Below are 21255 nucleotides of genomic sequence, written 5' to 3'. Positions count from 1 at the left end.
ACTGGACGGTTTCGACAGGCGCAAGACGGCGCTGTTGCGCCGAATTGCCGCCTACGCGGTGCACAGGAAGCATTGAAGCCCGCACGGCCGCCTTGACGTTCCACCGCCGGCATGATATGGAATAACTACGCTGGCGGCGGTTGCCCGCCGTGTGGCGACCTGAATCGTACGTTGCGTTCTGCAAACAATGGAGGCCGGAACAATGACACCGAAATCGCAGAATTCCCCGCGCAATCCTCTGCATAATTTTCTCCGCAATCTCCTGCGGGTCTCGCCTGAGCGGCGCAAAGACGGGGCCGCCGCGCTGAGCCTGGCCGTCGCCGTCGCGGTCGGCGCGGCGGGCATCGCGGGCGCGCCTTCCCGGGCGGCGGCCGACGAGACCTGTCAATCTCCCTACATGGCGAAGATCGTGGGCCAGGAAGACTACGTTTACGTCTGGACGCTGGGCGTAGAGGGCCTGGGCGACGCGCAGGACAAGCTGGTAACCGTCGCGGTGAACCCCAAAGACGAAAACTACGGCAAGATCGTCAGCACCCTCTCCGTGGGCGGCAGAAACGAGGCGCATCATTCCGGCCTCAGCGACGACCGGCGCTACCTGTGGGCCGGCGGCCTGGACACCAACAAGATCTTTATCTTCGACGTGCACACCGACCCGGCCAAACCGTCCCTGTACAAGACGATCACCTCCTTCGTCTCCGAAAGCGGCGGCGTGGTCGGGCCGCACACCTTCTACGCCATGCCCGGGCGGATGATGGTGACCGGCCTGTCCAACAACGCGGACCACGGCGGGCGCACGGCGCTGGTGGAATACTCCAACGACGGCAAGTACCTCGTGACCCACTGGATGCCCACGGACGAGAACCTGCACGGCGCCAGCAAGAGCGGCCAGTTCGCCGACGGCTACGGCTACGACGTGCGCGCCCTGCCCCGCCGCAACGTCATGGTGACCTCCTCCTTCACCGGTTGGAACAACTACATGATGGACTTCGGCAAGCTGGTCAGCGACGAGGAAGCGATGAAACGCATGGGCAACACGGTCGTTATCTGGGACCTGCACACCAGGCAACCCAGGAAGGTGTTGGACGTCCCGGGCGCACCCCTGGAGATCCGCTGCGCCTGGAAGCCGAACCACAATTACTGTTTCACCAGTACCGCCCTGACCTCGCAGATCTGGCTTATCTACGAGGACCCGCAGGGCGAGTGGCAGGCGAAGGCCGTCGCCGACATCGGCGACCCGGCAAAAGTGCCTCTGCCCGTGGACATCTCCATCAACAGCGAAGACACGCGGCTCTGGGTCAACACCTTTCTGGACGGAAACACGCGGCTGTTCGACATCAGCGATCCCTTCAACCCCAAGCAGATCTATCAGAAAAAGATCGGTTCGCAGGTCAACATGGTCTCTTCCAGCTGGGACGGGACGCGCGAGTACTACACTTCTTCCCTGCTGAGCAACTGGGACAAGAAGGGGCCGGAAGACGAGCAATTCCTGAAGTTGTTTACCTGGGACGGCAAGGAGTTGGCGCATGAGTTCACCATTGACTTCTACAAGGAAAAGCTGGGCCGGCCGCACCAGATGAGATTCGGCGCAAAATCGCTTTACGCCAGGACGCCGTAACGCGCCTCAAACGCCAGCCAACCAAACGACCGGGGCGGCAAACAGGCGACGAGGGCGGTTGTTGCGCGTCGGTCCGACACTTAAGAGGGCAGCCGAATCCGGGCCTCTGCCGCCTCTCTACGGCATGAGCTCGAGGCACGGGGAGCCGCGTTGCCACGCGAAACCGGGTAGCGCCATGCAGGCGCCGCCGCACAGGAACACCCTTTTCGTTACCGCTTTATGGGCCGTCTGGTCCTTGTGGTGCATGTCATGGTGTACGCCAGGGCTTGCCCAGGAACGGGCCCGGGGACAGAAGGGCGAGGCGCTGCCGTCGGTAGAATTGTCTCCTGGCTACTACGGCGCCCTGCAATTCGATGCCCCTATTCCTGGCGCCTACGACCTGCCCGCCCTGGGCACGGCAGGGAACGGCCAGGTGCTGGACCGCCGCGGCCGGTCCGTCTCGCTGCACGATCTGTACGGCGACAAGATCGTTCTGCTCAGCTTCATCTACGCCTCCTGCAACGACGTGAACGGCTGCCCGCTGGCGACGGCCGTCTTTTTCCGCATCAAGACGCGCCTGCTCGAAGAACCCGATCTGCAGCGGCATCTGCGCTTGCTGACCCTGAGTTTCGACCCCGAGCGCGACACGCCGAAGATCATGGCGCAATACGGCGCAAACCTGCAGGGCGGACAGATAGACTGGCGCTTTCTGACCGCCGCCTCCGAAGAACGCCTGCGGCCGATCCTCGACGACTACGATCAAACCGTGCAAAAACAATACGACGACCAGGGCCGGCCCACAGGCGCCTTCTCGCACACGCTGCGGGTCTATCTCATAGACCGGGAGCGGCGCCTGCGAAATATCTACAGCGTCGGCTTCCTGCATCCCGACATCCTCGTCAACGACGTAAAGACCCTGCTGCTGGAAGGCGCCGCCGGAAACGGCGGCGGCGAAGCGCGCCCCGGCAACGGGCTGCACGGCGCCGGAGACGACAAAACGGGCTACGAGACCCGCGATTACCGCACGCGCGCCAAAGACCTGACGCAGCGGCGGGGCAAGCCGGCCGACCTCGCCGCCCTGGCCGCCGTGCCGCCCCTGGGATTGCCGCCGCCGCCAATCCCGGCGCACAACCGGCTCACCGGGGACAAGATCGCCCTGGGGCGCAAACTCTTCTACGACCGCAGGCTGGCCCTGAACGGGACCTTCTCTTGCGCCATGTGCCACATCCCGGAACAAGGTTTCACCAGCAACGAACTGGCTACGGCCGTCGGCATCGAGGGGCGCACCGTGCGCCGCAACAGCCCCACTCTGTACAACGTTGTCTATGCGACCAGACTATTCCACGACGGCCGCGAAGACACCCTGGAGCTGCAAATATGGGCGCCGCTATTGGCGCGCAACGAAATGGGAAACCCCTCCCCCGGGGTCGTGTTGCGCAAAATCAGATCGCTGCCCGACTACCAGGGCTTGTTCGAGCGGGCTTTCGGCAAGACTCTAAGCATGGAAACCCTGGGCATGGCCCTGGCCAGCTACCAGCGCACCCTGCTCTCGGCCGATTCTGCCTTCGATCGCTGGTATTACGGCAAGGAAAAAGGCGCGATGACGGCGGAAGCCATGCGGGGCTTCCGGCTATTCGCAGGCAAGGCGCGGTGCATCGCCTGTCACACGCTCACCGACCAACATGCCCTGTTCAGCGACTACAAGATGCACAACACCGGGCACGGCTACCGCGCGTCTGTAAAGGCCCGCCCCCCGGCGAAGAAAAAACTGCTGGTCGCACCGGGGCAGCACCTGGAAATCGAGACCGCGCTATTCGACCCGGTCTCGGAAAAAAAACCCAACGACGTAGGTCTGTACGAAATCACCGAAGACCCGGCGGACCGCTGGAAATACAGAACGCCCAGCCTGCGCAACGTGGCCCTAACGGGACCCTACATGCATGACGGCGGCATCAAGACCCTGCGCGAGGTCGTAGAATTCTACAACCAGGGCGGCGAACCCAACGAAACGCTGTCTCCGACCATCCGGCCTCTGGGACTCTCGCCCCTCGAAATAGACGCCTTGGTCGCCTTCCTGCGCTCCTTGACCGGCTCGAACGTGGACCGGCTAATATCCGACGCCTTCGCCGCTCCTATAGGCGACCCACGATGACGCCCGGCAAGGGAACAACGGTGCCGGAAGCGACGCCGGCCCCGGGGCATGGGACCAAAACGGCGGCAACAGGCTATTCCACCGTGACGGACTTGGCCAGGTTGCGGGGCTGGTCCACGTCGGCGCCGCGGCGCAGGCCGGTGTGGTAGGCCAGAAGCTGTAGCGGAATGGCGAAGACGAAGGGCGTCAGCAACGGTTCCCTGGTCGCCGGCACTTGCAATCTGCGGATGCCGGGGCCAGCGCCGGGGCCGGCGCCCGGCTGCGCGAACAGCAGCAAACGGCCGCCGCGGGCGCGCACTTCCTGAAGGTTGGTCTCGAGCTTCCCCAGCAGCGGGTCCTTGGGTACCAGCGCCACCACCGGCATGTGCCCGTCCACCAGGGCCAGCGGACCATGCTTGAGTTCGCCGGCAGGATACGCCTCGGCGTGGATGTAGGATATCTCCTTGAGCTTCAAGGCGCCTTCCAAAGCCGCCGGCCAGAGCGGACCGCGACCCAGGTAGAGGGCACGGTGGCGTTGCGCCAGGGTGCGGGACAGGTCACGGACGGCGGGCGCCATCCGCAAAGCGGAGCGCAGGGCGCCGGCAGGCAGACCGGCCAGGGCGGCCAGCAAACGGCGTTCACGCGCGGCGGCCAGCCCGCGGCGACGGCCCAGCGCAACAGCGAGCAGTAGCAATGCGGCCAACTGGGTAGTAAAGGACTTGGTGGAAGCGACGCCGATCTCTGGCCCGGCGCGGGTAAGGAAGACCAAATCCGCCTCGCGCGTCAAGCTGCTGCCGGGGACGTTGCAAATCGCCAGCAGGCCCAGATACCCCATGTCTCGAGCCCGCCCCAGCGAGGCCAGGATATCGGCAGTTTCGCCCGACTGAGAGATGGTGACGAACAAACTGTCCGCGGCCACGGTGGCGGGGCCATAGCGGAATTCGCTGGCCACGGCGACGCGGCAGGGCACCCCGGCCAGGGTTTCCAGCCAGTGGGCGCCCACCAGGCCGGCATGGTAACTGGTGCCACAGGCGACGATCTGCACTGCCCGCACCCAGTCCAGGAGCCGCCCCGTTCCCATTCCGAAGGCATCCTCGCGGACCCGCCCGCCGTCAATCGCGTGCCGCAACGTTTCCCGTAGCGCCCGGGGCTGCTCATGAATCTCCTTCAGCATGTAATGGGGATACCTGCCCTTGCCAGGCAGCGCGGCATCCGTGCGCAGGCGCCATTCGCGGCGGCGCGCTGCCCGCCCGGAAGCGGTGCGGATCTTCCAGCCGTCCCGGCGCAATTCGGCGATGTCGCCGTCTTCCAGGGTGATGCAACGGCGGGACGGAGGCAGCGCCATCGCATCCGAAGCGAGATAGCAGCCGCCTTCGCCGGCACCGGCGCCCTCGCCGATGCCGAGCACCAACGGGCTGCCGCGCCGCGCCGCCAGCAGGAGACCGGGCTCCGGGAGGCCGATCACGGCCAGGGCGTAAGCGCCTTCCAACACCTTTAAAACAGTGGCGAAGGACTCGGTGAAGCCGCGGCTAAGTTGCAGAGAGTCTTCCAGCAGATGAACGATGACCTCGGTGTCGGTGGCCGAGCGGAAGCGATATCCCCGCTTTTGCAGCCGGTCGCGCAGCTCCTGGTGGTTCTCAATAATCCCATTATGCACTACGGCGATGCGCCGCCCCCGTCCCAGATGCGGATGCGCGTTTCGCCGTTGCGGGGCGCCGTGAGTCGCCCAGCGGGTATGGGCAATGCCCAACGGACCGGCGAACTCCTGCTCGCGCCCGGCCAGAGCCCGCTCCAGGGCAGCCACCTTGCCGACCACCCGTAACCGCCGCAAAGAAGGTTGGGCCGGGGCGCCAGAGGCCGAGATCACGGCCAAGCCCGCCGAGTCGTAGCCGCGGTATTCCAGACGGCGCAATCCCTCCAGCAACCGGGGCGCGACATCGCCCCCGGCGACTGCCCCTACGATGCCGCACATGCCGCTGGGGACCGGCCGCTCTCGCCGCCGCTCATTGCGCTTCGTCGCTGTCCGCCGGACGCGGCCCTCTGCTGGGGGCGTTGGGGATGTAGTCGCGTGCGAGGCTCCTGGCCTTATGCGACTGGTTGGCCGTCACCAGCCCCCCCAGGGAACGGAGATAGACTTCGGCGCGCGGATGCTCCTGGAGGTAGGCGGCATAGAGCCATTGGTTGGCCAGAAATAGATCTTGCGGAATGCCGTGACCATAGCGATACATCAGTCCCAGGTTGAGCTGAGCCGCCGCGTGGCCGTTCTTCGCGGCCCGTTGGAACCAACGGTAAGCGCATTCTCGGTCCTTTCTGCCCCCCAGCCCCATGTAACAGAAAATCCCGGAATAGTTTTGCGAATCGCTGTCTCCCCGCTCGGCAGCCAACTGCCATAGATGCCGAGCGCGCTGGTAGTCGCCGGCACGGACCGCCTCCCGCGGGTCTTCGGGGGCGCTGCACCCCACCGCCGCCAGGCACCCCGCTACGCTGCACGCCAACAAACTGTTCCGCAACGTTCGCATCTACCGCACTGACTCTTCCCGGCATCCCTCCCGTGCAGGATGTTCTGGTCGGGGCGAGAGGATTCGAACCTCCGACCACCGCAACCCCATTGCGGTGCGCTACCAGACTGCGCCACGCCCCGTTGCCGAATACGGCCCCCCGAAATTAATTGCCGCCCTGGCTTAGCGGAGCATGCCCAGGACTTCTTCCAATTCCTTACGCAACTGGCGAACGATCTGCCGACTCTGCATAGAGTCCACGTGCGCCTCCTCGCTGGACAACTGTTGCTTAGCGCCCCCGATCGTGTATCCCTGGCCGTACAAGAGACTGCGGATCTGGCGAATCAACAATAAGTCATGGCGCTGATAGTAGCGACGACCGCGCCGCTTCAAGGGATTGAGTTGCATAAATTCCTGTTCCCAGTAGCGCAGCACATGGGGTTTCACTTGGCACAGGGTGCTGACTTCACCGATGGTGAAATAGCGCTTTCCAGGGATCGGCGGCAGTTCGGAACTACTTGATACTTCCAGCATAAGCGGCTACCCGCGCCTTGAGTTTCTGGCCGGCACGAAAGGTTACGACGCGCCGGGCTTTAATGGCGATATCTTCACCGGTCTTGGGATTCCTTCCCAAACGCTCGTTTTTCCACCGAACCTCAAAATTGCCGAAACTGGAAAGTTTGACGACCCGCCCGGATTCCAAGGTAAGGCAGACTTCCTCAAAGAACATCTCCACAATATCTTTGGCTTCCCGACGGTTAAGACCCATTTCTTCATAGAGATGCTCTACTATCTCGGCCTTAGTGACGGTGCCTGCTCTTTTCTGCATTTTTGTCTGCGCCTTCTCTTGCATGACGCCTAACTCCGTAACTTTGCACCGAAGGTCTGCTCCAAGATGGCTACTAAGGGCCCTAGACAGTCCTCCACTTCCTGATTTGTGAGGCTATCTGAAAATTTTTGAAAAATCAAGCGAATCGCTAAACTTTTTAGCCCTTCCTCCACGCTTTCGCCCCGGAATACGTCGAACAACTTGGCTTCTGCCAGCAGGCCCGGCGGGCAATGGTCGCGGATAGCCTCCAGGACCGCGGCGACCGGGATCTGCTCTGGCACTACCAGTGCCAGATCGCGTTGCACCCAGGGGAAACGCGAGATGGGCCGGTAGCGTGGCGGCAGACGCTCCCGATCCAGCAAAGGCGCTAAGCGCAGCTCGAACAGCCAAGGCGGGAAAGGCAATTCCAGGCGTTGCGCGGACTCCGGGTGCAACTGCCCCAGCCAGCCCACGCTCCTGCCGCCGACACGGACCTCTGCCGCCTGGCGGGGATGCAGGGCGGGATGCTCTAAAGGGCAGTACTCGGGACGCCCGTCACAGCTCCCCAACAATGCCTGTACATCTTGTTTCATGTCATAAAAATCAGATAATCTTTCATCTATATTCCATTGATCTTCAAGTAAATTTCCATATATAAGCCCTCCCAGCCTCACTTCCTCCCTGGGCCTTGTCGAGGAGAAGACGGTACCGCATTCGAACAGCCGCATGCGTTGCCGCTGACGACTGCAATTGTAGCGCAATATCTGTAGCAGGCCGGGCCACAGACTGGTCCGCAGGACGGCCAATTCTTCGGAAATAGGGTTGTCCATCTCCAGCGGCGGCGGTTGCGCCAACCGCAGGCTCCGCAGCCAATCGGCGTCCAGGAAACTATAGCTGACCACCTCGCAATATCCCCGAGCCGCCAGCAGCCGGCGTAACCGGCGGCTATGCCGCAACAGCGGGTCTTCCCCGCCCGGCGCCATCGGCACGACCGGCAGGCGCACTGGGATCTGCTCAAAACCGGGAACGCGCAACAGTTCCTCGATGAGATCGATTTCTTCCTCGATATCGCCGCGAAAACTGGGCGGCGTCACACGCCAGCCGCCGCGCGTCTCCCGTGCGGCCATCTGCAGCCCCGTCAGCATTTCCATCACCGGGAGATCGGGCAACTGGGCACCCAGCACCCGTTGCAATCGTGCCCGACGCAGGCGGATCGGGCGCCGCTTGGGCAAGTGCCGGGGACTACAATACTCTACCGTCGGGGCGGCGCTACCGCCGCAGAACTCCAGGATCAAGGCTGTGGCCCGCTCGATCGCCGGGCGCGGCAATTCCGGGTCGCTACCGCGTTCGAAGCGATGCGAGGCGTCGGTATGCAGGCCGTAGCGCCGGGCCTGGCCGGCCAGCGCGGCGGGCGCAAAATAAGCGGACTCCAGAAAAACCTCGCGGGTTTGCAAGGTGACGGCACTGCCCCGACCGCCCATAATGCCGGCCAACGCCAGGGGGCGCCGGTCGTCAGCGATGACCAAAGTGTCCTCGCGCAGTTGCCGCTCCCCGCCATCCAGCAAGGTGATGGAATCTCGCTTGCCGGCTCGGCGCACCTGTACGGCGCCTTGCAGACAGGCGTTGTCGAAAGCGTGCAGCGGCTGTCCGAGTTCCAGCATAACGTAGTTAACGATGTCCACCACCGCGTTGACCCTGCGCTGGCCAGCGCGGCGCAAGCGCTCGCTCAACCAAACGGGGAGCGGCGCCCCGGCATCTACGCCAGTCAGCAGACGGCCCACATAGCGGGGACAGGCGGCGGGATCGGATACCCGCAGCGGCCTCTGCCCGCGGGCGCGCACCTGCGCCGCCGGGAATTGCGGCTGGGGCGGCGACAGACGATTCAACAGTGCGACTTCGCGGGCTATGCCAACGGTGCTGAGACAGTCGCCGCGGTTGGGTGTAAGAGCCAGTTCCAATATATCATCATCTAATTTATAAAAGTCCCATAAGTTTATACCTATATTATTCTTTTTGCAATGTACCCGTAGTAACCCGTCGGCTGTATCCGTCAATTCCAACTCGGCGGCAGTGCAAAACTTCCCCTCGGATCTCGTCCCCGCGATATCGCATACGGCAACCTTACTCCCGTCCGGGAGTGTCGCGCCCGGCAGGGCCAGTGCCAGCCTCGCGCCAACCTGCAAGGTCGCCGCATCGCTGACCACCTCGCGACAGGACCCTGCACCGGTTCCCTGCCCGACGCGCACCCGGCAAAGCCGCAGTTCCGGACGCCGGGGGTGCGGCTTGCAAGCGGCGACCTCCGCCACCACGACTCCGTGAAAGGGACGCGCGGCTGGCCGGCAATCCGTGACCTCCAGGCCCGCCATGGTCAATTGCTCGGCCATTTCCTCGTTGGACAACGGCGGGGCAGCCCATTCCCGCAGCCACATTGCGCTGACCCGCATTCCCCTTCCTCAGCCGAATTGCTCCAGAAAACGCAGGTCGTTCTCAAAAAACAAGCGCAGATCCTCGATGCTGTGGCGCAACATGGCCAAGCGCTCTACACCCATGCCGAAGGCCAGCCCCAGATAGCGTTCGCTGTCTATGCCGGCGTGTTCCAGCACCCGGGGGTGCACCATGCCGCAACCGAGGATCTCCAGCCAATCATCCTCGTGGCGCAGATCCACCTCCGCCGAAGGCTCGGTGAAAGGGAAATAAGAGGGCCGAAAACGCAGTTTCGGCGCCCGCCCGAAAAAATGCCGCAGAAACTCGAACAGCAGACCCTTCAGATCGGAGAACCCGACCCGCTCGTCCACCATCAACCCCTCCACCTGGTGGAACATCGGGGAATGGGTCATATCCTGATCCCGGCGGTACACCCGGCCCGGGGCGACGACCTGGAAGGGAGGGGCGCGCTCGCGCATGACCCGCACCTGCACCGAAGAGGTGTGGGTACGCAAGAGATTGCCGTCGCGGAGAAAAAACGTATCGTGCATAGTCCGGGCCGGGTGATTTGCAGGCATATTCAGGGCTTCGAAGTTATGGTACTCGTCCTCGATCTCGGGGCCGGATACCACCGCAAAACCCATGCTGGCGAATAATGCCACGATGCGATCCAGGGTGGCAGACACCGGATGCGCCCTGCCCGGCGCCATTCCACGCCCAGGCAAGGTGATGTCGATCCGCTCCCGCGCCAGGCGGCGCTCGACCTGCAGGCGTTCCAGTTCCCGGCGGCGCGCGGTCAGCGCCTGTCGCAGCTCTTCCTTGACTTGGTTGGCCTTGCCGCCGAGGAGTGGACGCTCAGCAGCCGGCAACGTCCCCAACTGCCTCAGGTAAGCGGTGAGGGCGCCCCGGCGGCCCAGATAACGGCTTTGCAGTTGTTCCAACTCGACCGCGGCGGGCGCTGCCCGGATTGCCGCCAAGGCCTCGGCTCGCAGGTCTTCTAGCTCTTGTATTCCGGATTGCATGGGGCGCCCGCGCGGCGGCCGGGGCGGCGGGGCTCAGGAAGCAAGGGTAGCGCGGGCAAGTTCCGCGAGCCGGGCGAAAGTCGCTTCGTCACGCACGGCCAGATCGGCAAGCACCTTGCGGTCCACCGCCACTTCGGAGCGTTGCAGGCCATGTATCATCCGGCTGTAACTGAGCCCATGGCGGCGGGCGGCGGCGTTGATGCGCAGAATCCACAGCGAGCGAAACCGCCGTCGCCGCACTCGGCGATCGCGGTAGGCGTACTGTCCCGCCCGGATCACGGCCTGCTTGGCGACGCGAAAGGTATTCTTGCGCCGCCCCCGGTAGCCCTTCGCCTGCCGTATGATCTTCCGGTGGCGGGCGTGCCTCGTCACCCCGTGCTTGACTCTGGACATGCAGCGGCCTCAGCGGTACGGCAACAGGCGTGAGACGATCCGCTGATCCCTGGAGTGCACAGCCCGCGAAGACCGCAGCTGCCGTTTCCGCTTGGCGCTCTTCTTGGTCAGGATGTGGTTGCGGAACGACCGACGATGGCGAAAGGCGCCAGAGGCGCTTCGACGAAAACGCTTGGCGGCGCCACGATTGCTTTTCTGTTTGGGCATCGGTTGCTAGTTGCCGCTCGGGACTACGATCATGATCATCATACGACCTTCCATCCGCGCCGGCTGCTCGACTACGCCCTGCTCCCGCACATCGTCAATTACGCGATCCAGCATCCGGCTCCCCAATTCCGGATGCACCATTTCGCGCCCGCGAAAGCGTACCGTGACCTTGACCTTATCGCCATGACTGAGAAAGCGCCGCACATTCCGTAACTTAACCTGATAATCGCCATCCTTGGTTGTGGGACGAAACTTGATCTCCTTGACCTGGAACTGCCGCTGACGGCGGCGAGCCGCCTGTCGTTTCTTGCTCTGCGTGAACAGGTATTTGCCATAATCCATCACCCGGCATACCGGGGGATCGCCTTTGGGCACGATCTCCACCAGGTCCAGGCCATCCTCCTCGGCGTGCTGACGCGCCTCCTCGATACTGACGACTCCGACCTGCCCGCCCTGCGAATCTATGAGCCGCACTTTTGCGGCCTGGATGTCGCCGTTCAGCCGATGGCGTTCGGGCGTTGCGATTAGGAATCTCTCCCGCTTTCAGGGAGCGCATCGCGGCACGGTCGGCCCTTCTCCGCTTCGGCGCGCCAACCGGCAATGAACTCCTGCAAATTCCGAGCCCCCAAGTCGCCACTTTCCCGGCCACGCACGGACACCTGGCCGCTTGCCGCCTCTCGGTGGCCGACGATCAACTGGTAAGGGACTCGCTGCATCGCATGCTCTCGGATTTTAAGGCCAAGCGTTTCGTTTCTCAAGTCCGCCTCGGCACGCAGGCCGGCGGCGCGCAAGGCGGTCAGCACCTGGAGGGCATAATCCGCCTGGTGCTGGCTCAAGGGCAGTACCGCCGCCTGCACCGGCGCCAACCAAAGCGGCAGGGCGCCCGCGTAATGCTCCAGCAGGATACCGATGAACCGCTCCAGGGAGCCGAGGATGGCCCGGTGGATCATCACTGGCGCCTGGCGGGTGCCGTCAGCGGCGACATACTCGGCACCTAATCGCTCCGGCATGGAAAAATCCACCTGCACGGTGCCGCACTGCCAGGCGCGCCCCAGGCTGTCCCGGAACACAAACTCAACCTTGGGGCCGTAAAACGCCCCCTCGCCGGGTTGCAAGCGCCAGGACAATCCCTTCTCCTCCACCGCCTGTTGCAGGGCCTGTTCGGCCCGGTCCCACTGTTCGTCGCTACCGACCCGTTCTGGCGGCCGGGTGGAGACAGCGACCGCGGTGTCGGCGAAGCCGAAATCCCGGTAGGCACGGAAGCTCAAGTCTATACAGCGCCCCACCTCTTTCTGGAGTTGTTCAGGAGTGCAGAAGATATGGGCATCGTCCTGAGTGAAGCGCCGCGCCCGCAACAGGCCGTGCAGGGTGCCGGAGGGCTCGTTGCGGTGGACGATCCCGAACTCGGCCAGGCGCAACGGCAGCTCCCTGTAACTGCGCAGCCCCTGGTTGAAAATCTGCACGTGCGCCGGACAGTTCATCGGCTTGAGGGCGTAATCCCGTTGTTCGGAAGAGGTGGAAAAGATCATCTGCCCGAATTTGTCCCAGTGGCCGGAACGCTGCCAGAGGCCGCGGTCCAGAAGCTGCGGGGTATGGATCTCCCGGTAACCGTTGGCCTCCACCAGGGCGCGGATATAGCCTTGCACCAGGCGAAACAGGGTCCAGCCGCGGGGGTGCCAGAACGCCATGCCCGGCGCCTCGGGCTGAAAGTGAAACAACCCCAGCCGGGGCCCCAGTCGGCGGTGGTCGCGGCGCTCGGCCTCGCGCAGGCGCTCAAGATAAGCTTCGAGCGCCTCGCGATCGGCCCAGGCAGTGCCGTAGATGCGCTGCAACATCCGCTTGCTGGAGTCGCCGCGCCAGTATGCGCCCGCCAACCTGGTGAGGCGAAAATGGCGCAGATGGCGAGTATTCGGCACATGCGGGCCGCGGCACATGTCCACGTACTCCTGATGCCGGTAAATCGCGATGGCTTCGCCGTCCGGGATCCCGTCCAGGATCTCCAATTTGTACGGCTCGTCGCGCTGCTGGAATACCGTCCGCGCCTGTTCGCGGCTGATTGGCTCGCGCACCACATCGTAGTGCTGCCGGCTCAATTCCCGCATCCGTTGCTCGAGCCGCTTGAGGTCCTCGGGGGTCAGGGCGATGGGCGGTTCGACATCGTAGTAGAAGCCGTCCTCGATCACCGGCCCGATGCTCATCTTCGTTCCGGGATAGAGTTGCTTGATGGCGTGCCCCAGCAGGTGAGCAAAACTGTGGCGGACCACGTCCAATCCTTCCGGGTCGCGGACGGTGAGGATCTGCAGCTTTGCGTCCTCCTGCACCTCCACACCCAGGTCCACCAGGCGGTCGCCGACCCGGCCGGCGACCGCGGCGCGCGCCAGGCCGGCGCCGATATCCTTCGCTACCTGGCCCACGGTGACGGGATGCGGGTAACTGCGCTGCTGTCCGTCCGGGAGCGTGACGGTGGGCATAGCGGCCTCTGCCCTACCGCGGCCCCGCCGGCGACGGCAGGACGCGGCGACGCACACAAGACCGCCTCGGCGACGGGCCGCCTTCAGGCATCCTGAATCGCACCTCCGACGGCCCCGGCAGCCCCGGCAGCGCCCGCATAAAGCTGGCAGCTGCCGTGCAGCGCCTTCGGCATCCGGGCCGTGAGGCCGCGCCCGTCTCTATCCATGCCCACACTACCGTACACTCGCCGTTCTCCTCTCCTCCTGCTGGAAATCCGCTGAAAATCCCCCGCGAAGATGCCGTCTCTCTCCCGGGCGACGACCGAGCGAAAGGCGGCGCTGGTAGGCGCGATTGGATTCGAACCAACGACCCCCACCATGTCAAGGTGGTGCTCTAACCGGGCTGAGCTACGCGCCTTCGAGGGCGGCAAGCATAATCAATTGCCGCCACTGCCTCAAGACAAAGGGATTTTCTGAAAGCAAACCGCTACCTGGCCGGTGCAATCCCTGCCGCCGATGTTGACGCTGGAGTTGGGCGCGGAGCGCGCCGAGATAAAGAGGGCGACAGCCGGCAAGGCCGGCTCTTTACCCCCCATCCCCAGACAGACCGGGTCAGGGACCGCAACGAGGGTGTCAAGGCACGGACTTTGCCAATGCGGCTACCAACCCCCGCTGGCGCCGCCGCCACCGGAACTGCCGCCGCCGAAACCGCCGCCGCCTCTCGCCATCCGGCTCATCAGGAACAACAGGAACAGCAGCAAAGCCCCCGCGGCGGCAAAGAAGGCATACCCCCATCCCTTCTTGCCGGAGCGCATACAGGAGATGCCGGCGAAAAAGCAAGCCACCAGGACAGCCAGGATACCGAGCAGCCACATCGTATTCTGCCTCTGCTTGCGGGCCAGATCCTCCTGCACCGCCCCCGCTACGGAGCGGGACGTGCCGTCAATGACGCCGCGCCCGCCCTCAAGGATCCCCCGGCCGTAGTCGCCCTTCTTGAAGCGGGGGACCATAATGTCGTCTATCACCCGCTTCATGGCGGAGTCATAGGCACGGCCGTAGCCCTTGCCCAGTTCTATGCGTACTTTCCGGTCCTGGATCGCCACCAGAATCAGAATCCCGTCGTTCCTTTCCTTGTGTCCGATGCCCCAGGTGTTGAACAGATTGGTGGCGAAGGATTCGATGGCGACATCGCCGGTGCCGTAACCGGAGATGGAGTTGATGGTGACCGCCACCGCCTCGACCCCCTTGGTGCTCTTGAGCTCCTGGAACATCTTGCGGATCGCCGCGACCTCCTGTTGCTTCAGGACGCCGGCGTAGTCGTTCACGTAGAGGTCTCCCGGCTCGGGGTAGCCGCCCCTGGCCTGCGCCAGGGCGGCCGGCGCGAGAACGGCGCCCAACCATCCCCCTAGCAGAACCGCCAGGCAAATGGTTCCAGCTCTGCGCGCCGCAACCGGGTTCATCCGGTGCCTTCCTTGCCGTTTTCTGCCGCCGCCTCCGCCGCCTCGTCTTCCGCATACGAGATCGCATTGGGCAGCTCGTCTATATCGTCTTTCTGCACCGGGAAGAAAGCCGCCAGCTGTTCGCCTGCCAGCCGGATCCCCGCGGACAGCCCCCGCGCGAAGAGCCCTGCGCGAAAGTCCCGCAGTACCGTGTCCCTGACCTCGTCCCAGAAACCCTTCGGCACCCTGTCGTTAATCCCATCGTCGCCGAAGACCACGAAGATGTGGTCTTCCGGCACGATGACGAACAGGACCCCGTTGTGCAATTCCGTGTCGCGCATCCCCAGGGCCTCGAATGCCTTGCGGGCAAGCGCCATCGGATTCTTCCCTGCCTTCTTTTCCACGCGCACCCGAATTTCGCCCGAGGTGCGCGACTCGGCCTCCCGAATCGCCGACAGGATTTGCTGCTCGTCTTCCGCCGTAAAGAACTTGTCCTGGCCCTCCATATTCTCCTCCGTATCCGCACTGCCCGCCATTTGCCGCTTGCCTCTCCGCGCCTCCCCCGCTTCGGAGGGCGCCTCTTCTTATGCACTCCAAGTTACCCGATAATGTGGCCTGGGGCAAGGAATTTCCCCTGCCGCGCGGGCATCCGCGGCAACCTTCCCTCGCTGTTAAAATGCCAGGGCAGGCGAATCCGGCAGACGCCGCAATGCAGCCGACACCGGCGCCTCGAACGGCACGGCAGAACCGCAATGGCAAGAATCTTCGAATCTCCTCATCGTGCGGGCGCTCCCCGCAAGCCGCAACTCGCGCCCCTGCCGATGCAGGGGTGCGGCCAAAACTCCTTGCGCGTACCTGGCGCCGCACTGTTTTGCGTTGCGCTGCTCTGCGCGCCGCCGAGCGCCGCCGGCCTCGACCTGGCGCTCTATGCGCGGCTGCTGGCGGAGCATACGCAATCGGTACCGGATGTGGCCGGCGTGCGCGTGGATTACGCGGCGCTACGCGGCGGCGCTCCCGATTCCAGGCAATCCGCCGCCGTCAACAACGCCGCCGCCGACTGGCGGCGGCTCGTTGCGAGCCTCGCGGCGGCTGACGGCCCCGGCACGACACAGGCAGAACGGTTGGCCTTCTGGATCAACGCCTACAACGTGCTGGCCATTGACATGGTGGTGCGCCACGCGCCGCCGCAAAGCATCCGCGACATCGGTTCGCTGTTGCGCCCCGTGTGGAGGCGCCCGGCGGGCATGGCGGCGGGACGGACCCGAACGCTGCATGAGATCGAACATGAGATTTTGCGCCCGATGGGAGAGCCGCGCGTTCACGGCGCAATCGTGTGCGCCTCGCTCTCCTGCCCCTCGCTGTCGCGCGTGCCCTACCGGCCGGAGACGCTGGATGCGCAGCTTGACGACGGCATGCGCCGCTGGCTCGCCGACTCTCGCAAGGGTCTGCGCGTGGACCGCAAGGCGCAAACGTTGTATCTCAATCCCGTCTTCCGCTGGTTCGCGAGCGACTTCGATGCCACTGGCGGCGTGCCGGCCTTCGTGCTGCGCCACGCTCCCGCCGATGCGGCAGCCTGGCTGCGAATGCGCTCCGTGCCGCCGCGCATCCGCTACCTGGACTACGACTGGCGCCTCAACACCGCGGCCTCGCCGCCAACACCTCGAGCCCCCCCGCGGTGAAGGCGCGTATCCGACACCCCTGCCGGGCATGACAGAGCCCCAGAGCCCCACGGGGCCGCCCTCCTTCCTGCGTACGTTCCGCGCTGGGGCGCCATGCGCCACCTCTTCCGATTCCGTTATAATGGGAGGCGCTGTGAACACCGTGGCCAAAGAAGCTGCCATGAGCATGGCAGCGCAAAAAGTGCTCAGCCACTACATTAACGGACAGCGCGTCGCCGGCAAGGGGGCGCGTTTCGGCGATGTATTCAACCCGGCCACGGGCAAGGCAGCCAAGCGGGTGCCGCTGGCCGACGCCAACCAGGTGCGCGAGGCGATCGCCGCCGCCGAGGCCGCCTTCCCCGGCTGGGCGGCAACCCCGGCCGGCAAGCGCGCGCAAGTCCTGTTCCAATTCCGCGATCTGGTCAGGCGCAACACGCCGCAACTCGCCCGGCTCTTGTCGGAAGAGCACGGCAAAACGCTGGCGGATTCGGCCGGCTCCATCGCCCGCGGCCTGGAGGTGGTGGAGTTCGCCTGCGGCATCCCGCAACTGCTGAAAGGCGAATACAGCCAGGAGGTGGCCGGCGGCGTGGATTCGTGGAGCATGCGGCAGCCCCTCGGCGTGTGCGCCGGCATCACGCCGTTCAACTTCCCGGTCATGGTGCCGATGTGGATGTTTCCGCTGGCCCTCGCCTGCGGCAATACCTTCGTACTCAAGCCGTCGGAAAAGAACCCGTCCTGCGGGCTCATGCTCGCCGAGTTAATGAGCGAGGCCGGCCTGCCCGATGGCGCCCTCAATGTTGTCAACGGCGACAAGGAGGCCGTGGACGTCCTGCTCAGCGATGCGCGAATCGCAAGCGTGAGTTTCGTCGGCTCCACCGCCGTCGGCGAATACGTCTATCGCACCGGTTGCGCCCATGGCAAGCGCGTACAGGCGCTGTGCGGGGCCAAAAACCACATGGTGGTAATGCCGGACGCCGACATAGCGCAAGCCGTGGATGCCGCGGTCGGCGCCGCCTACGGCTCGGCCGGGGAGCGGTGCATGGCCGTCTCGGTGGTGGTGACGGTAGGCGACGACATCGGCGACGAGCTGGTTCGGAAGCTGAAGCCGCGGGTGGCGGCCCTCAAGGTCGGACCTTACACCGACAACCGGGCGGAGATGGGACCGGTGATTACGCCGCAGGCCAGGGAACGCATCCGCAACTGTATTGACCGGGGCGTGGCCGAGGGCGCCGAGTTGGTGCTGGACGGGCGCGACTGCACGGTGCCGGGGCACGAGGACGGATGCTTTATCGGCGGCACCATTTTCGACCAAGTAACCCCGGCCATGTCCGTTTATAAAAACGAGATCTTCGGGCCGGTGCTCAGCATCGTCCGCGCCGAATCTTTTGACGAGGCGCTACGACTGGTGAACGCGCATGAATACGGCAACGGCTGCGCCATTTTCACCCGCGACGGCGATGCCGCCCGGGAGTTCGTGAGCCGCGCGCAAATCGGCATGGTGGGCGTCAACGTCCCCATTCCGGTGCCGCTGGCCTATCACAGCTTCGGCGGTTGGAAGCGTTCCTTGTTCGGCGACCACCACATACACGGCCCCGAGGGCGTGCGCTTCTACACGCGCATGAAAAGCGTCACCGCGAGATGGCCATCGGGCATCCGTTCGGGCGCGATGTTTCACTTCAAAGGCGGCGGAGAACATTAAGTGCCGTGGCGTCCGAATTCGTCCAATTTATTCCTGCCGCCCTTTGCGCCGCCCCTGCCCGCCGCGCAAACAGGGTTGCGGGCCTGGCATGAATAATCGCAATCCGATGCAACGGGCTCCCCGCAATCGAACGATTGAGTTAAGCGAAACCGAGCGGGAAAAATACCAAAAACGGCTGGTCAGAATTGACCGGCCGGTTGCCGCTGACAGTATCTTGAACAAGACCATTCGCCAGGATATTTTCGATGTGCTGGATTATCTGCCGGAGCGGTTTGTTGATTTGGTTTTTGCCGATCCGCCATACAATATGAGCAAAACATTCAATCTCTCTAATTTCAGGGAAATGGAGTCGGAAAGGTACGAAAAGTGGCTGGATTCCTGGGTAAGCAAAATGATTCGCCTGTTGAAGCCGACGGCATCGGTTTACATTTGCGGCGACTGGAAATCATCGGGCGCGATCTTCAATGTCGCCAGGAAATACCTGCGGGTTCAAAACCGCATCACTTTTGAGAGGGAAAAAGGCCGCGGCGCGAAAGCGAATTGGAAAAACGGTTCTGAGGATGTGTGGTTCTGCACAATGTCAAAAAATTACCATTTTGATATTGACGCCGTAAAAATGAAAAGAAAAGTCATTGCGCCTTATCGCGATGACTCGGGAAAAGCAAAAGACTGGGGCAAAGAGCGGGGTGGAAAATACCGATTGACCCATCCCTCGAACATCTGGACTGACATAACAATCCCTTTTTGGTCCATGCCGGAAAACACGGATCATCCAACGCAGAAACCAGAAAAACTGGTTGCCAAGATTCTGCTCGCAAGCTCGAAACCGGGAGACGTAGTCTTCGATCCATTTCTTGGATCGGGCACTGCATCGGTAGTTGCAAAAAAACTGGGACGGCGCTATGTGGGAATCGAGATAGACGAACTCTATGGTTGTCTGGCTGAAAAACGCCTTGCAATAGCGGAATCGGACAAAACCATTCAGGGTTACTCCGACGATGTTTTCTGGGAGCGCAATACCCTCTATGAACAATTGAACGGCAACAACGGAAATAAGAGCAAGCCAGAAATTCAGACACCCTTGTTCAGCGATAAATTGCCGTGATACGGAAAAGTAAAATATTCCATACGGACACATACAAAAACATAGCAAGTGAAATTAAGCGTTTTCTCAACAAACAAAACGAATTCCTGTCGTCCAGCACAATCAACAATCCACGCGCCGTTGGCGATGCAATAGAAAATATCCTTGTTGAAAACTTCGGCGAAATACTGGGCAATCTGTCCAAGGGATACTCGGCCCAATTTGCGCGTCGGGCAATGGCCGATATCGCATTCGCGGACAAAGACGATTTTTATTATGTTGTAGATGTAAAAACGCATCGGCTCGATACGCAATTCAGTATGCCGAATCTTACCTCGGTTGAAAGGCTTTCCCGATTTTACGAAGACGACAACAACTACTTCACTATATTAAAAACTGACTACCGGGCGGAAGATTTAAAGGTAATCGTTGATAAGGTTACATTTGTTCCGATAGAATTTCTTTCCTGGAATTGTCTTACGCTTGGCGCTCTCGGCTGGGGGCAGATTCAAATCGCAAACGCTAATGTGGTTACCGTATTGCCAGGGAACAAGCGCAAAGACTGGATGCTCGACATGTGCGCTAACTTGCTTGATTTCTACCCGAAGGAAATTCTAAAAATAAATGAGCGGATGAATTACTTCAAGAAAGTAAAGCGATACTGGCAGGATAAAGAGGGATAAAAGAAAAGTCATGACCTATCCGGCGGCGATGTGCCATAATGCGGATACGCCGGGCGGCAAACGCACGCGGACGGCGCGCTGGCGGCGTTCCGCCTTCATGCCTCATAAGGAGAGCCTGAAAAATGAACAAGTTCTATGTCTCGCTTGCGGTTCTGGTCGTGTGGCTGGCCGGCGGCCTGGCCGTCGCCGCGCCCTGGTTTTTCGCCACGTTTTCGCTGGCAACGGCTTTCGCGTTGGATTTCTTCTGTCTCATAGTGCCGTTCGTCCTGATTTCGATTTACGTCATCCGCCAGCGGCGGCTGGTGCCGGACGCCGTCAGCATCCCGGTCATCCTGGCGATCGGCGCCCTCTACTACATGACCATCGCCAACATCTACCGGATTCTGCACGAGGGTTTGCAGTGGTTCTGAGCGCCATGCCGCCATGGGAGCGGCGGGCGCCACGCTCTTCCCATCGCTCCCGCCTGAAGGGGGAGTCGCAGCAGACAAGCCGTCAGGCGCCGGCTGCTAAGGGGCATCACGAAATACACCTCAAGCCCGGCGTGGGCGAGGGCGAAGAGCGGGAATTGGCGTGATGAAAATCAAACTGACCAGCGTCTTCGTTTCGGATTTGGACAAGGCACTCGCGTTTTATACGGACGTTTTGGGCTTTGTCAAAAAGCGCGACGAGCCGATGGGCGATACGCGCCTCATCACCTTGGTTTCCAAAACCGAGCCGGACGGTGCTGAATTGATGTTAGAGCCAAACGGCGAGCATCCGCCGACCAAAACTTACAAACGCGCGCTTTACGATGAGGGGATTCCGCTTACCGCGTTTTTGGTTGACGATGTGGCAAAGGAATGTGCGCGTTTGAAGCGGCAGGGGGTGCAGTTTCGCACCGAAGTTGTAACCTGCGGAGGCGCGTCTTCGGCGGTGTTTGACGACACCTGCGGAAATTTAATCATGCTGTATCAAGCGAACTGACGCGCGCGTCCCGCGCTCTTTTTCTGCTGGATTCCGGCTTTCCAGTCTGTGCAGAAACCCTATGGGCATCCAGCGTATAAAGCCTACTCCGCCATTCCCATGTCACCACCTCGTCATTCCGGCGAAAGCCGGAATCCCGCATAGAAAGCGCGCGCTTCGCGCTCCTTGTAAGGGAGGGGCGGCCGCCAGACGCTGCAATGTG

At 62.7% G+C, this 21255-nt stretch carries 21 protein-coding genes and 2 tRNA genes; 8 read left to right on the top strand and 15 right to left on the bottom strand.

Annotated elements, in window-relative coordinates; genetic code table 11:
• Window positions 1-202 precede the first annotated feature (202 nt).
• Both OXU43_01060 and OXU43_01055 read left to right on the top strand, forming a co-directional pair.
• Window positions 203-1615: a selenium-binding protein gene (locus tag OXU43_01060; protein MDD9823762.1), complete on the top strand. Its 1413-nt coding sequence runs from the start codon at window positions 203-205 to the stop codon at window positions 1613-1615.
• A 124-nt stretch (window positions 1616-1739) separates the two neighbouring features.
• Entirely contained in the window at window positions 1740-3746 is a 2007-nt protein-coding gene (locus OXU43_01055; protein ID MDD9823761.1) for an SCO family protein, read from the top strand.
• 73 nt (window positions 3747-3819) lie between these two features.
• Here OXU43_01055 and glmS read toward each other — a convergent pair whose 3' ends face one another.
• The 15 genes from glmS to OXU43_00980 all read right to left on the bottom strand — a co-directional run bounded on the left by glmS (window position 3820) and on the right by OXU43_00980 (window position 15502).
• Entirely contained in the window at window positions 3820-5697 is a 1878-nt protein-coding gene (gene glmS / locus OXU43_01050) for a glutamine--fructose-6-phosphate transaminase (isomerizing) (protein ID MDD9823760.1), read from the bottom strand.
• A gap of 31 nt (window positions 5698-5728) precedes the next feature.
• Complete coding sequence (locus OXU43_01045; protein MDD9823759.1) at window positions 5729-6244, bottom strand: tetratricopeptide repeat protein; 516 nt, start codon at window positions 6242-6244, stop codon at window positions 5729-5731.
• Window positions 6245-6289: 45 nt separating this feature from the next.
• Window positions 6290-6366 (bottom strand) — tRNA-Pro (locus OXU43_01040).
• A gap of 40 nt (window positions 6367-6406) precedes the next feature.
• The gene (locus OXU43_01035; protein ID MDD9823758.1) at window positions 6407-6757 is read right to left on the bottom strand and encodes a MerR family transcriptional regulator; all 351 of its coding nucleotides are present in this window, start codon (window positions 6755-6757) and stop codon (window positions 6407-6409) included.
• On the bottom strand, window positions 6738-7052 hold the full coding sequence (locus OXU43_01030; GenBank protein ID MDD9823757.1) for an integration host factor subunit alpha: 315 nt from the start codon (window positions 7050-7052) through the stop codon (window positions 6738-6740). Before OXU43_01030 ends, OXU43_01035 begins: the two co-directional genes overlap by 20 nt.
• A 29-nt stretch (window positions 7053-7081) precedes the next feature.
• Window positions 7082-9475, bottom strand: coding sequence for a phenylalanine--tRNA ligase subunit beta (pheT, locus tag OXU43_01025; protein ID MDD9823756.1), 2394 nt, complete (start codon window positions 9473-9475; stop codon window positions 7082-7084).
• Window positions 9476-9484: 9 nt separating this feature from the next.
• On the bottom strand, window positions 9485-10477 hold the full coding sequence (pheS, locus tag OXU43_01020; protein MDD9823755.1) for a phenylalanine--tRNA ligase subunit alpha: 993 nt from the start codon (window positions 10475-10477) through the stop codon (window positions 9485-9487).
• 33 nt (window positions 10478-10510) lie between these two features.
• Window positions 10511-10870, bottom strand: coding sequence for a 50S ribosomal protein L20 (gene rplT / locus OXU43_01015; protein MDD9823754.1), 360 nt, complete (start codon window positions 10868-10870; stop codon window positions 10511-10513).
• Between the two features lie 9 nt (window positions 10871-10879).
• Entirely contained in the window at window positions 10880-11077 is a 198-nt protein-coding gene (gene rpmI, locus OXU43_01010; protein MDD9823753.1) for a 50S ribosomal protein L35, read from the bottom strand.
• A 6-nt stretch (window positions 11078-11083) separates the two neighbouring features.
• On the bottom strand, window positions 11084-11602 hold the full coding sequence (gene infC / locus OXU43_01005) for a translation initiation factor IF-3 (protein ID MDD9823752.1): 519 nt from the start codon (window positions 11600-11602) through the stop codon (window positions 11084-11086).
• Window positions 11602-13548: a threonine--tRNA ligase gene (gene thrS / locus OXU43_01000; protein ID MDD9823751.1), complete on the bottom strand. Its 1947-nt coding sequence runs from the start codon at window positions 13546-13548 to the stop codon at window positions 11602-11604. Before thrS ends, infC begins: the two co-directional genes overlap by 1 nt.
• 83 nt (window positions 13549-13631) lie before the next feature.
• Complete coding sequence (locus OXU43_00995; protein MDD9823750.1) at window positions 13632-13772, bottom strand: hypothetical protein; 141 nt, start codon at window positions 13770-13772, stop codon at window positions 13632-13634.
• A 95-nt stretch (window positions 13773-13867) separates the two neighbouring features.
• Window positions 13868-13945: transfer RNA gene (locus OXU43_00990), tRNA-Val, on the bottom strand.
• Between the two features lie 241 nt (window positions 13946-14186).
• On the bottom strand, window positions 14187-14987 hold the full coding sequence (locus OXU43_00985; protein ID MDD9823749.1) for a TPM domain-containing protein: 801 nt from the start codon (window positions 14985-14987) through the stop codon (window positions 14187-14189).
• Entirely contained in the window at window positions 14984-15502 is a 519-nt protein-coding gene (locus tag OXU43_00980) for a TPM domain-containing protein (protein ID MDD9823748.1), read from the bottom strand. Before OXU43_00980 ends, OXU43_00985 begins: the two co-directional genes overlap by 4 nt.
• 216 nt (window positions 15503-15718) lie before the next feature.
• Between OXU43_00980 and OXU43_00975 the strand changes: the two genes are divergently transcribed.
• The 6 genes from OXU43_00975 (at window position 15719) to OXU43_00950 (ending at window position 21053) form a co-directional block, all read left to right on the top strand.
• Entirely contained in the window at window positions 15719-16645 is a 927-nt protein-coding gene (locus OXU43_00975; GenBank protein MDD9823747.1) for a DUF547 domain-containing protein, read from the top strand.
• Between the two features lie 160 nt (window positions 16646-16805).
• Window positions 16806-18323 (top strand): CoA-acylating methylmalonate-semialdehyde dehydrogenase, encoded by a 1518-nt coding sequence (locus OXU43_00970; GenBank protein ID MDD9823746.1) that lies wholly within the window; start codon window positions 16806-16808, stop codon window positions 18321-18323.
• A gap of 88 nt (window positions 18324-18411) precedes the next feature.
• A complete protein-coding gene (locus tag OXU43_00965) occupies window positions 18412-19428 on the top strand; it encodes a DNA methyltransferase (protein MDD9823745.1) in 1017 nt (338 codons plus the stop codon).
• Window positions 19425-20090 carry a hypothetical protein gene (locus OXU43_00960; GenBank protein MDD9823744.1) on the top strand — a complete coding sequence of 222 codons (666 nt, stop codon included), beginning with the start codon at window positions 19425-19427 and terminating at the stop codon, window positions 20088-20090. The genes OXU43_00965 and OXU43_00960 overlap by 4 nt, the downstream gene beginning before the upstream one ends.
• A 122-nt stretch (window positions 20091-20212) precedes the next feature.
• Window positions 20213-20500, top strand: a complete 288-nt coding sequence (locus OXU43_00955; protein MDD9823743.1) for a hypothetical protein — start codon at window positions 20213-20215, stop codon at window positions 20498-20500.
• Between the two features lie 163 nt (window positions 20501-20663).
• Window positions 20664-21053: a VOC family protein gene (locus OXU43_00950; GenBank protein MDD9823742.1), complete on the top strand. Its 390-nt coding sequence runs from the start codon at window positions 20664-20666 to the stop codon at window positions 21051-21053.
• The last annotated feature ends 202 nt before the right edge of the window (window positions 21054-21255 follow it).

The sequence above is a fragment of the Gammaproteobacteria bacterium genome (assembly GCA_028817255.1).
GTDB lineage: Bacteria > Pseudomonadota > Gammaproteobacteria > Porifericomitales > Porifericomitaceae > Porifericomes > Porifericomes azotivorans.
This window is presented reverse-complemented; position numbering and strand designations above follow the sequence as displayed.